Annotated in this window: 10 protein-coding genes; 4 read left to right on the forward strand and 6 right to left on the reverse strand. The window is 58.9% G+C overall.

Features of this window, described 5'->3' with window-relative positions:
- Nucleotides 1-26: 26 nt before the first annotated feature.
- Together B3229_RS05220 and B3229_RS05225 are read left to right on the forward strand one after the other, a co-directional pair.
- Nucleotides 27-293 carry a hypothetical protein gene (locus tag B3229_RS05220; protein WP_286869973.1) on the forward strand — a complete coding sequence of 89 codons (267 nt, stop codon included), beginning with the start codon at nucleotides 27-29 and terminating at the stop codon, nucleotides 291-293.
- A gap of 111 nt (nucleotides 294-404) precedes the next feature.
- A complete protein-coding gene (locus B3229_RS05225; RefSeq protein WP_033751038.1) occupies nucleotides 405-803 on the forward strand; it encodes a MysB family protein in 399 nt (132 codons plus the stop codon).
- Here B3229_RS05225 and B3229_RS05230 read toward each other — a convergent pair whose 3' ends face one another.
- The 3 genes from B3229_RS05230 to B3229_RS05240 all read right to left on the reverse strand — a co-directional run bounded on the left by B3229_RS05230 (nucleotide 804) and on the right by B3229_RS05240 (nucleotide 5,273).
- Nucleotides 804-1,019, reverse strand: a complete 216-nt coding sequence (locus B3229_RS05230) for a YceK/YidQ family lipoprotein (RefSeq protein ID WP_075203257.1) — start codon at nucleotides 1,017-1,019, stop codon at nucleotides 804-806.
- Between the two features lie 167 nt (nucleotides 1,020-1,186).
- Complete coding sequence (mdoH, locus tag B3229_RS05235) at nucleotides 1,187-3,742, reverse strand: glucans biosynthesis glucosyltransferase MdoH (RefSeq protein ID WP_048786533.1); 2,556 nt, start codon at nucleotides 3,740-3,742, stop codon at nucleotides 1,187-1,189.
- Nucleotides 3,735-5,273, reverse strand: a complete 1,539-nt coding sequence (locus B3229_RS05240; protein WP_193390109.1) for a glucan biosynthesis protein G — start codon at nucleotides 5,271-5,273, stop codon at nucleotides 3,735-3,737. The genes mdoH and B3229_RS05240 overlap by 8 nt, the downstream gene beginning before the upstream one ends.
- Nucleotides 5,274-5,542: 269 nt before the next feature.
- Between B3229_RS05240 and mdoC the strand changes: the two genes are divergently transcribed.
- Entirely contained in the window at nucleotides 5,543-6,667 is a 1,125-nt protein-coding gene (gene mdoC, locus B3229_RS05245) for a glucans biosynthesis protein MdoC (protein ID WP_048786536.1), read from the forward strand.
- Between the two features lie 43 nt (nucleotides 6,668-6,710).
- On the opposite strand, the gene B3229_RS05250 is transcribed toward mdoC, so the two are convergent.
- Nucleotides 6,711-8,171, reverse strand: a complete 1,461-nt coding sequence (locus B3229_RS05250; RefSeq protein ID WP_048786539.1) for a phospholipase D family protein — start codon at nucleotides 8,169-8,171, stop codon at nucleotides 6,711-6,713.
- 148 nt (nucleotides 8,172-8,319) lie between these two features.
- Between B3229_RS05250 and B3229_RS05255 the strand changes: the two genes are divergently transcribed.
- Entirely contained in the window at nucleotides 8,320-9,477 is a 1,158-nt protein-coding gene (locus B3229_RS05255) for a beta-glucosidase (RefSeq protein ID WP_286869977.1), read from the forward strand.
- Here B3229_RS05255 and B3229_RS05260 read toward each other — a convergent pair.
- Both B3229_RS05260 and B3229_RS05265 read right to left on the reverse strand, forming a co-directional pair.
- Nucleotides 9,465-9,638 (reverse strand): hypothetical protein, encoded by a 174-nt coding sequence (locus B3229_RS05260; protein ID WP_187143625.1) that lies wholly within the window; start codon nucleotides 9,636-9,638, stop codon nucleotides 9,465-9,467. The two genes, B3229_RS05255 and B3229_RS05260, sit on opposite strands and share 13 nt — an antisense overlap.
- 315 nt (nucleotides 9,639-9,953) lie before the next feature.
- On the reverse strand, nucleotides 9,954-12,164 hold the full coding sequence (locus tag B3229_RS05265) for a TonB-dependent receptor (protein WP_286869979.1): 2,211 nt from the start codon (nucleotides 12,162-12,164) through the stop codon (nucleotides 9,954-9,956).
- Nucleotides 12,165-12,318 lie beyond the last annotated feature (154 nt).

The raw sequence follows: 12,318 nt of genomic DNA on the forward strand, positions 1-12,318 counted from the left end.
AGCGAATCTCTAGCAGGAACATAAAAATGAATAAAGGCATCTATTACTACGTGACAATCAGTACCGATCAGGATAATTACCATTATTTACACCGCAAAGAGTGTAAACGTATGCCGGGTAAAGAGGACATCGTTTTTATCGGCACGTTATATAATTTGAATCAGGCGTTATCTATTGCGCGAATTAATTTTAAAAAAGTCAAACCCTGTATTAAATGCTGTATTCGTTATGCGGCGCCCGTTATGCGTGAAACGGTGCGACCGGTGCTGCACTTCCCGCAGAAGTCACTCTGATCGATGACGGCGGGAGGACTTTCTCGCCCGCCGTCTCTTTTTCACCCTTTCCCCTGAAAAATTTCGTCTATCCTTCTCTGACATCCCGTTAATCAGGCAAGGAGAAGAGTAATGAGCATGTTCAGCACCTTAGAAGAAGCCATCGAGGCTGCGCGTGAAGAATTTCTCGCCGATCATCCCGACATTGAAGAAGAGGATGCCAGCATCAGTCAGTTTGGCCTGCAGAAGTATGTGATGCAGGATGGCGATATTATGTGGCAGGCAGAGTTCTTTGAAGAGGAAGGCGAGAGCGGCGAATGTCTGCCGATCCGCAGCGGCGAGGCGGCGCAGGCGATATTTGACGGCGATTTCGACGAAGTCGAGCTGCGCCAGGAGTGGTTAGCCGAAAATACGCTGCACGAATGGGACGAGGGCGAGTTTCAGCTTGAGCCGCCGATCGACAGCGAAGAAGGTGAAGCGGCGGCGCAGGAGTGGGAAGATGACAACAGCGAGTCCGATCGCCTGCTCTGATTACTCATAGGGCCCGTGGTGGGCATCAACCGGCAGCAGCATGGTGTCCACCACCAGCGACAGCGGCAGATCGAGAATAGTCAGCACGCGCCATGGGCCGTCGCGCACATCCCACTGCACGCCAGGATAGTATTGATTGCCGTGTCCCTGGCCAGGCACGGCGCGACTGATAATACTGCCGCATCCGCTTAATATCAGCGCCATCAGCGCGACCATCACTGTTTTCAGCAAACTTTTCACTCGCGATACTCATTTCAGCCAGCGGCTAGTGTAGATAATGGCGCAGCTATTTTGTCGCCTGCTTACGCCATCAAAACGTAATAATAGCGTTAAAGTGCGCGCATAAAAAAAGCGGCATCGCTGCCGCTTTAGGTTGGCGAATATTAACCCGCCTGAGGCGGTAGCGCCAGCGGATTGAGCGCCAGCTTCTGATAGCTCTCTACCCACTGATGATACTTATCGCCGTTCTCCCACAGGCGTGAGTGAACGCGCGCCAGCACCACCGGATCGCTGATCAGCTGCAGACGCTGTTCGCGGTTCAGCTTCTCGGGCGCATCGCTCAGCGCCTGATCGACGCGGCGGTCGCGCGCGTAATCCAGCAGCTGGCTCTGTCGGTGACGCGAGGTCGCCAGCGCGGTCGCTAGCGCGTTAAACGCCGGATGGAACAGCGCATGCATAAAGCCGTGCTTCAGGGCGCGCTCGCGGTTGAGCTGCAGGTAGCGGTCGGTGTCCACCAGCTCTTTCGGCGGCTCATACTCTTCCGGGATCAGGAACAGCTTCGCGCGCTTGCTCTTCAGCCCGACCGTCGCGCGGCTCGACATCACCGACACGAACGGCGACAGGATCAGCGAGAAGACGATCGGTGCCAGCCACCAGAGGAAGTTGAGATCCAGCACGCCCATGCCTACTGCCCAGACGATGCCGAGCAGCATCTGCGATCCGTGACGACGGAAGGCTTCGCTCCACGGCGTAGCGTCATCGTCGCGCTGCGGCGAATTCCACACCACTTCCCAGCCCAGGAAGGCGCTGACCACGAACACGGTATGGAACAGCATACGCACCGGCGCCAGCAGCACGGAGAAGAGCATCTCCAGCAGCAGCGAGATAAAGAGCCGGAACGCGCCGCCGTAAGGTTTCGCCCCTTTGAACCAGATCAGCACTACGCTGAGCAGCTTCGGCAGGAACAGCAGCACCAGCGTCGTCGAGAAGAGCGCAATCGCCAGCTCAGGACGCCACTGCGGCCAGACCGGGAAGAGCTGCCTCGGCTGCAGGAAGTATTGCGGCTCCATCAGCGTATGCACCACCTGCAGCGCGGTGGAGAGCGCCAGGAACATAAACCAGAGCGGCGCCGAGAGATAGGACATGACGCCGGTCAGGAATACCGCGCGGTGCACCGGGTGCATCCCTTTCACCAGGAACAGGCGGAAGTTCATCAGGTTACCGTGACACCAGCGACGGTCGCGCTTCAGCTCGTCCAGCAGGTTCGGCGGCAGCTCTTCATAAGAACCTGGCAGGTCATAGGCGATCCACACGCCCCAGCCGGCGCGGCGCATCAGCGCGGCCTCGACGAAGTCGTGCGACAGGATCGATCCGGCGAAAGAGCCCTCGCCCGGCAGCGGCGCCAGCGCGCAGTGCTCGATAAAGGGCTTGACGCGGATAATGGCGTTATGTCCCCAGTAGTGCGACTCGCCAAGCTGCCAGAAGTGCAAACCGGCGGTAAAGAGCGGACCGTAAACGCGCGTGGCGAACTGCTGGCAGCGCGCGTAGAGCGTATCCATGCCCGACGCCTTCGGCGACGACTGGATAATACCGGCGTTAGGGTTCGCTTCCATCATGCGCACCAGGCCGGTAAGACATTCACCGCTCATCACACTGTCCGCGTCCAGCACCACCATGTAGCTGTAGTTGCTGCCCCAGCGACGGCAGAAGTCGTCGATGTTGCCGCTCTTACGCTTCACGCGGCGACGGCGACGGCGGTAAAAGATTTTGCCGGCGCCGCCCACGTCGCGCACCAGCTCCATCCAGGCCTTCTGCTCCGCAATGGCGATATCGGGATCGTAGCTGTCGCTCAGCACGTAAACGTCGAAGTGCTCTGCGTTGCCGGTACGCGCGACCGATTCCCAGGTGGCGCGCAGGCCCGCGAAGACACGTTCCACGTCCTCGTTACAGATCGGCATAATCAGCGCGGTACGATGTTCGGGATTAAGCGGCTCGTCGCCTACCGTCGACCAGGAGATGCTGTACTTATCGCGGCCAATCAGCAGCTGCAGGAAGCCCATCAGCGCGGTCCAGAAGCCCGCCGAAACCCAGCAGAACAGAATGGCAAAGAGGAACAGAATGCCGGTCTGCAACACATAGGGCAGGATCTGCATCACCGACTGTTGCCAGTTCTGATTCAGCATCTCCATCGGATCGAGCAGCGTCCAGCCCTGATAGGGCAGGATAGTTTTCATGTACCAGGTGGCGATAACGGTCTGGAACAGGGTAAGGATCAGCAGCACATAGCGGCGAATGGAGCCGACGTGACGCCACTTCTCCTCAGCGCGCTGCTCTTCCGCATTGGCGTAGCGATGCGTCAGCTTTTCGCCGCGCAGCGAGCTCCAGGCACGCACCAGCGGGTTGGTCCGCCAGGCTTCCGGGAACATCAGCGAGCGTTTAACCTTCGGCATCGCCTTCAGCGTGGTGCGATCGAGATAATCTTTGCCGAACTGCTCGCCGTTGGCCAGCGAGTCCGGCCACGCCATTTTGACGCGGGCCGAGACCGACTTGAGCGGCGCATCGTCAGGACGATCGCTGGCGGCTACATCCTGGCCAAGCGTATCGTGAATGAAGTGAAACGCCTCGGCGTGCTGCAGCGAGGCGCTTAACCGGGCCTTCCCTGCCGCATCCAGCGGCAGGGCTTCCACGTAGTTTTTAGGAATAAATGTCGGATTATTCATTGGCAGGTAACTGATAGCTCCAGGTTTCCGTCAATGTCTTGTCGCCGCTAACCAGCGCGGCGCGCATTTCGGTAGGCTGTTTGTTATCTTTGACGCGCAGACGCAACACCAGACGCCAGCCTTTGGTGACCGGGTTATAGCGTACGCTCTGCTCAACCACTTCGCCGTTTTCGCCCACGCTAACCTGCGGCGCGACCTGGCTGTTATCCGGCATCTGGCTCATCGCTTTACCAACGAAGTCGATGGTGAAGGCGATAGAACCGTCCGGCTGACGCACCAGATTAGACTGCTTCACGTCGCCCGCTGAACGCAGCGTGTTTTTCACCCAGGCGGTATCGTCGGAGTGAAGCTGGCTCTCGTCGCGCGTAAAGTGCAGGCGGTAGTTGAAGTTCATCTCTTTGCCCGGATCCGGCAAATTCTCCGGCGTCCAGAAGGCGACGATATTGTCGTTGGTTTCGTCCGCGGTCGGGATCTCTACCAGCTCGACGCGGCCTTTACCCCAGTCGCCCAGCGGTTCAACCCAGCCGCTTGGACGCATATCGTAACGATCGTCGAGATCCTGATAGCGGTTGAAGTCGCGGCTGCGCTGCAGCAAACCGAAGCCTTTCGGGCTTTCAATGGTGTAGGTGCTCACCGCCAGATGGCGCGGATTATTGAGCGGCCGCCAGATCCATTCGCCGTTGCCGCTGTGAATCGACAGGCCGTCGGAGTCATGCAGTTCGGGACGGAAGTTGGTCACCGGCGAAGGCTGGTTGGCGCCGAACAGGAACATACTGGTCAGCGGCGCAACGCCAAGCTTACCGACTTTATCGCGCAGATAGACTTTCGACTGAACGTCGACAGTGGTTTCTTTGCCCGGATGGACGGTAAAGCGATAGGCGCCCGTCGCGCGCGGCGAATCGAGCAGCGCATAGATTACCAGCTGCTTATCCTGCGGCTTAGGACGCTGGATCCAGAATTCTTTAAAGCGCGGGAACTCTTCTCCAGACGGCAGCGCCGTGTCGATTGCCAGACCACGGGCCGACAGGCCATAAACCTGATCGGCGCCGATAACGCGGAAGTAGCTCGCGCCCAGGAAGCTGGTGATTTCATCATCTTTTTTATCGCGCGAGTTAAGCGGATAAAGCACTTTGAAACCGGCGAACCCTAAATTTTTCACCGAGTCGGCATCGTGTTTAACGTTGCCGAAGTTGAAATAGTCAGGGCTGTATTTGATTTCGCGCGCCGCGTTGGCCGTCACTTCGTTGATTTTTACCGGCGTATCGAAATACATGCCCTGGTGGTAAAACTCAAGCTTGAACGGCGTACGCAGTTTGCCCCAGTACGCTTTGTCGTGGTTAAACTGGATCTGCTGATAGTCAGCAAATTTCATTTCACGAAACTGAGAGGGTAAATTGCTCTTAGGCGCCTCAAAACTTTTCCCTGCCAGCGTTTTGGCTTCTTTTGCGACATCATCAAGGTTAAACGCCCAGCTATTATTGGCGTACAACGCCAGCAGAACTGCCGCGCCAAGCCAGCGCATCTTCATCAGTCCGCCTTTTTTTTCTACATTAATCAGCACATCCCCCCCTTTCGTGTGCTAAGTACAAACCCATTTATCTTAAAGGATTATTCGCTTTTCCGACAGCATATCCAAAAGAATGTTCCAGGGTTTCGTCAGGGCTACGCCTGCTTTTAAGACAATTAAACGTTCCAGAATCAACTGATAGTATACGCTGTTTACAGCAGGTAGAATTTCCCTGCGGCATAAACCAGTTTCAGGGGGAAACTGGCCGAAACGTACTAACAAACTGGAACTTTATGAGTACAGTAAAACCTGAACGTGAATATTTTCTCGATTCGATTCGGGCGTATTTGATGTTGCTGGGGGTGCCGTTTCACGTTTCCCTCATCTATTCCACCCAAAAATGGGCCGTTAATAGTCAGGAAGCGTCGCTCTGGCTGACGGTGCTGAATGATTTTATTCATGCCTTCCGCATGCAGGTCTTTTTCGTTATTTCCGGCTACTTCTCCTACATGCTCTACCTGCGCTACGAAGCGAAGCGCTGGCTGAAAGTGCGCCTGGAGCGCGTCGGCATTCCGCTGCTGACCGCCGTGCCGCTGATTACGCTGCCGCAGTTTTTTATGCTGCGCGCGCTGTCGGACAAGATGAGCAACTGGGATCAGCTGACGCTGTACGGCAAGTTCAATAACCTGATGTGGGAGCTGATTTCGCACCTCTGGTTCCTGGTGGTGCTGGTGATCCTCACCGCGCTGGGCATGCTGACCTTTAACTGGCTACGCCGCCAGCATCGGCATATCGATTACAGCCGCATCGGCTGGGGCAAGGTGACGCTGGCGATTATGGGCTATGCGCTGCTGTGGGACCTTTTCCGCCGCGCGATCTTTACCTTTTTCCCGGCGCTGCTGATGGATGGCCTGTTCAGCATTATGGTGATGCAGACGCTGCTGTTTTTGCCCTTCTTTATGCTGGGAGCGCTGGCATGGAAGCACCCTGCTCTGAAGCAGCTGTTCGTGCGCTTTAATCCGGTGATGTGCTTTGGCGCGATTCTGGTTTTCATCGCCTATAGCCTTAATCAGCGCTACAGCAGCGGCGACGGCTGGCTCTATGAGCTCGACGCGTTGATTACCACGCTGATGGGGCTCTGCATGCTCAACGTCTGCTTCAGCTTCGGCCACCGCATGCTTAACGCCCACTCGCCGCGCATTATGTATCTGGTGAACGCCTCGCTGTTTATCTACCTGGTGCACCATCCGCTGACGCTGCTCTACGGCATTTTCATCACGCCGCAGATCGGCAACAACACGCTGGGCTTCTTTGTCGGGCTGGCGATGGTGTTCGGCGTGGCGTTTCTGCTCTACGAAATCCACCTGCGCATTCCGCTGCTGCGCTTTCTGTTTTCCGGCAAGCCGCAGAAAAAATAGCAAGACGACCGCGCGGACGCCCTGCCGTCCGCGCGGTCGACGCCTACAGCAGCCACTCGATCGGCAGACGCCACACCAGCCGCACCAGCAGGCGCTGCACCCAGGTGCAGCGTGGCTCATGCTTATGCACAATCTCCTGCGCTTCCCCCGCATACTCTACCCAGTTGACGCGTCCCCACTTGTCGAGCCGCAGCGCCCAGGCGCGATCGCGCATTGCGGCGCTAAAGCGCTGATGGGTCTGCCGCGCCAGCGCCTCGCTCTCAATCACCAGCCCCATTTCGGTATTCAGCACCGCCGAGCGGGGATCGAAGTTGAATGAGCCGATAAACAGCGTCTCCTGATCGACGGTAAAGGTTTTGGCATGCAGGCTGGAGCCGGAGTTACCGGTGAGACCGCGGTCGTGCGGCGCGTCGGGCACGCCCGACTGCGGCTTCAGCTCATAGAGCTCAATGCCGCGCCGCAGCAGTTTTTTACGCCACTTAGCGTAGCCCGCATGCACCACCGACACGTCATTGGCGGCGAGAGAGTTGGTCAGAATCGCGATTTTCACGCCGCGCCGTTTCAGCGCCAGCAGCTGGGCGACGCCGGCGCGCGTGGGAACGAAATAGGCGGAGATGATATCGAACTGCCGCTGCGGCACGCCGATCACCTCCAGCATGCGCTGCGGCAGCAGGTTCCTGCGCTTCGCCCGGCCCAGCCCCTTACGCGGATCGTCGCTCAGCAGACGCGCGCGCGCCCAGGTCATGCTCAGCGTGCCCTGCTCCAGCTGGCTGACGAAGTGCGAGCTCTCCAGCCGCGCCAGATAGCGCTGCACCGCCTCGCTGTCGCGCCAGTCGGGCGGCAGCGCCACCGCGCCGTCCTGATGCTCGCTCTCATCCAGCACGCTCTTGAGCGGCGCTACCGGCTTGCTCTGCCAGTAGCGCTCGAAATCTTCCGAGACCTCTTCCACCACCGGGCCAATCGCCAGCACGTCGAGGTCGGCGAACAGCGGTTCGCTGCCGGTCGCGAAATATTCATCCCCGACGTTGCGCCCCCCGACAATGGTCGCCACGCCGTCCACGGTAAAGCTCTTGTTGTGCATGCGGCGATTAAGCCGGGCGAAATCGGAGAGATAGCCCAGCGCGCGCAGGGTGCGGAACGAGAAGGGATTAAACAGCTTCACCGTGATATTGGGATGGCGATCGAGACGCGCCAGCGTATCGTCCAGGCCCGGCGTGTTGTTGTCGTCCAGCAGCAGCCGCACCTTCACGCCGCGCCCGGCCGCCTCCAGCAGCGCGCTGAACAGCAGGCGTCCCGACATATCGTTCTGCCAGATGTAATACTGCACATCCAGCGTGCGCTCCGCTTTGCCCATCAGCAGATAGCGGGCCGCGAAAGCGTCGAGCCCGTCCGCCAGCGGATGAATGCCGCTCAGGCCGGGGTGGCGGGCACTGCGCGGGCCGATAATCTCCTCAAGCCAGCTGACGTCGGGCAGTTCGGTCAGCAGATTTAACGCTTCGGTCATTGGGGTTCCCTGAATAATCGACACGCTCTTATTATTTAACGCTTCGCCGGATATGGCTATACGCGCAGTCTGAGAGCAGCCAGACAGCGCCGTTTTTTCAGCTAGACTTAGCCAGACTATCACGACCGGCCAGTTACAGGAGCGGACCATGACGTCAGATTCATCCCTGCTTCAGCGCCATCATCCCCGGCTGTTTAAAAGTTTTTTTCAGGGCAGCTTCCCCTGCTCTACCGCCTGCCGCACCGCGGGCAAGCGGCTGGACATGGTGATCAGCAGCGGCCACGATATGCTGCTGGATAAAGATTACGCCGCGCTGGCGGCGCAGCGTCTGCATACGGCGCGCGACGGCGCACGCTGGTATCTGATTGAAAAAGAGCCGGACCGCTACGACTGGAGCAGCTTCCTGCCGATGGTGCAGGCGGCCAGACGCCATGAGATGGAGATTATCTGGGAGCTGGCGCACTTCGGCTATCCCGATCATCTGAATATCTGGAAGGCGTCGTTTATCGAGCATTTCGCCCGTTTCGCCCGCGCTATGGCGCAGGTGATGCGCGATGAGGGCATCGAGCGCCCCTTTTTCACGCCCATTAACCAGATTTCATTCTGGTCATGGGCCGGAGCCGACGTCGCCTGGTTTAATCCCCACGTCGCCAACCGCGGCAGAGAGCTGAAGCGTCAGCTGGTGCGCGCCTCGCTGGCGGCGATCCACGCTATCCGCGAGGTCTATCCCGACGCGCGCTTCGTACTCACCGATCCGCTGGTGCAGATCGCCAGCGATCCCCATAATCCCGACAGCAAACCCTACGCCGACGTGCAGCATCAGGCGCAGTTTGAGGCCTGGGATATGCTGGCTGGCCGCATCGACAGCGAGCTCGGCGGCAGCGAGGATTGCCTTGATATTCTCGGACTCAACTACTATCCCGACAATCACTGGTTCTTTCCCGGCGAGCCGATGTCGGCCACGCATCCGCTGCGCCAGCCGCTGCATCGCCTGCTGGCGCAGTGCTGGCAGCGCTACCAGCGCCCGCTGCTGCTGGCGGAAACCGGTGCGGAAGGCGAAGCGCGCGCCACCTGGCTGCAGCATATCAGCGAAGAGGTGATGCTGGCGCTCGATCAGGGAGTGGGCCTGGAGGGGGTTTCCCTCTATCCGGTGGTGGAATATCCCGCCTGGGCTGACGATCGTCGTTCGCCGGGCGCGCTGTTCGGGCTGGGCGATCCCAACGGCAACCGCACGCTGCATGAGGGCCTGGCGCTGGTGTTGCGCAGTCAGCAGATCAAGTTTCAGACAAGATTTCAGGAGGGATGAACGGGCGGTTTTTTCGGCGTGCAGCTCTGTACTTCAAGCGACGGATCGGCGGGATGGCGGACATCGGTGAGCCAGGTCATAGCAAAGAGAAATACCACGCCGATCAAGCAGGCGGCCAGCAGACCAATAATGGCGATCAGTTTGTCATCTCGCGATTCCATACTTTCTCCTTCTGAACCTCCCTGCCGCTTACGATTCTCTCTTTAACTCATCCAGAGCGTCACCAACAGGACGAAGATTATAAGCGTAACAGAGGTCACCGCAAGCACCACGATGGCGAAGTGAGCATCGTCCATTGTCTGGCGAAGGGGCTCATCTTGCGGATCGTGCGGCGACAGTGGAAGCATAGATTCTCAACGGAAATCGGTGGATCGCCGCAGGCTTGCGGCGGCGACCAGTGTAATAGAAACCGGCCCAGCCGCCAGCCTTTTCTTGAGCAAAAAAAAGCGGGACGCGAAGCGCGTCCCGTTAGCGGGTCAGAAGTCGTAGCTGACGCCAGCCTTCAGCGTGCGTCCGTCGCCGCGGAACAGGTAGGTGCCGGTATCGTCGACAGAGGACCAGTACTTCTCATTGGTCACGTTATCGAGGCCAACGCGCCACACCAGATCGTTTTCTTTCACCTTCATGCGGTAACGCATGCCCAGATCCAGCGTGGTATAGCTGTCGATCTTTTTGCTGTTGGCGGCGTCCGCCCACTGCGATCCGGTGCGCTGCAGCTGCGCCGTCGCCGTCAGGCCGTCAACCGGTCTGATGTCATACTCACCGCCGAACACCAGGTTGTAGCGCGCCACGCCGATGGCGTCCTTGCCGTTGTAGCTGCCGTTTTCGGTTTTGGTCATCTCTGGATCGATCCAGGTCGCGCTGCCGGTGAGACGCACGCCCAGCACCGGTTCGCCGAAGATATTCAGCTCCACGCCGCGGTTGCGCTGCTCGCCGTCCAGGCCATAGCTGCCGTCGCCGTTAAGAATGCCCGACGGCTTCTTGATCTCGAACAGCGCCAGCGATCCGCCCACGCGCTGGAAATCGACCTTCACGCCCACCTCATTCTGTTTCGCATGAGCGATGCCGGTCGTGGTGCCGTAGTTGGTGGCGTTGTTCGGCGCCACCTCGCCCGGCTGCAGCGACTCGGTGTGGTTGGCGTAGAGCGCCACCGACTCAAGCGGTTTATAAAGAATGCCGTAGGTCGGCATCCAGCGGCTGTCGGTGTAGCGACTCGAGGTATCTTCCGCGCCGGTGGCGTTGCTGTAGTTGCGCACCACCACTTTCTGATGGCGCGCGCCTAAAGTCAGCTGCACGCTGTCGTTCAGCACGCCCAGCGTGTCGCTCAGCAGGTAGCCCTGGGTGCGGTTGCGGCCGGTGGTGAGCGGATCGCCGTAGTCGCCGCCGGTGAGGTTGTTGGTCGGGTTCGGCACCTTGTCGGTGTGATAGATATTGGTCGACTCGGTGTTCGCGCCATAGGCCATGCGCCATGCGGTGTTGTTGCGCGAGGTGTAGGCGGAATAGCCGACGTTGACCTTATGGCTGATAAAGCCGGTATCGAAGCGGCCGCGCAGTCCGGCCATGCCGCTGAAGTTGTTGATGATGCGGTTGGTGTCAAGACGGCCGATTTGCGCGTTGCCGTCTGCATCGGTGAGCTTCGGCGACGCGTAGTCGCCTAGCTCGTGAGAGTGCTGCGCGCCCACTGCGCCGTAGAGCGTCCAGCTGTCGGTAACGTCATACTCGGCGCGCGCCATACCGAACTCTGACTCGATATCGCTGTAGACCCAATCCTGGCTGTAGTTGTGGCTGTTTGACGGCAGCTCTGGAATAAAGTCGATACCGCTGATGTTGACGCCGTTATCAGCATCGTGGAAAGTCTTTTTCTGATAGCCGACGTCCAGCGAGGTGCGCAGGCGTTCGCCGCGGTAGTCCAGCCCAAGCGACGCGGCGGTGGTGCGCTTCTGCTCGCCGTCGACGCCGGTTTCCCCTTCGCGATGCACCGCGTTCAGGCGCACGCCGAACTGATTATCATCGCCGAAACGGCGGCTGATATCGGTCGTTGCGCCGATCTGCTGCGCCGAGGTGTAGTCGACGCCGACGCGCGTCAGCGGCAGATCCTCGGCATGTTTCGGCTCAAGATTGATCATGCCGCCTACCCCACTGCTGGCGGCGCCGTTAAGCAGGCCGTTGGCGCCTTTGAAGATCTCGACGCGGTCGATCAGCGACGCGTCCATCACCTGGCGCGGCACCACGCCCGGCAGCCCGCCGAAGGTCATATCGTCGCCATCCAGCGTAAAGCCGCGGATGCGGTAGGTTTCGGCGAAGTTGCCATAGCCCTGCAGGCTCTGCACGCCCGCGTCATTTTTCACCACGTCGGCGATAGTTTTCGCCTGCCGATCCTGGATCATCTTCGAGGTGAAGCCGATAACGTTGAACGGCACCTCCATGGCGCTCTGCTCGCCCAGCATGCCGAGACGGCCGCCGTGAGCCACCTGGCCATCAAGATAAGCAGGCACCAGCTGATCGCCGCCGGGTTTGAAATCGCTCTGCGGCGCGGCGGTGACGGTCAGGACCTGCTCGTCGCTACTGGCGGTTGAAGCGGAATCACGGGTGTTGGTGGTAGCAGCCATCACTGGCAAACAACCGGCGCTGACCAGTAAGGCCAGCAGCGTCGGTTTATATCCCTGGGAAGAAAGCGAAAGGCGCATAGTCGATCCCTAATACGAAGATTACTGATAATCATTATTATTGCGGTTTGCGATTATGCGCAGCCTTGCTTTTATTGCAAGCGAAATCTTGAAGGACAAAAACATGAAGCGTCTGAGGGGTTATGCTGAAAGGGTTTTATGGAAAGCAGGATGC

This window comes from Pantoea sp. UBA5035 (assembly GCF_002415245.1).
GTDB classification, from domain to species: Bacteria; Pseudomonadota; Gammaproteobacteria; order Enterobacterales; family Enterobacteriaceae; genus Pantoea; species Pantoea septica.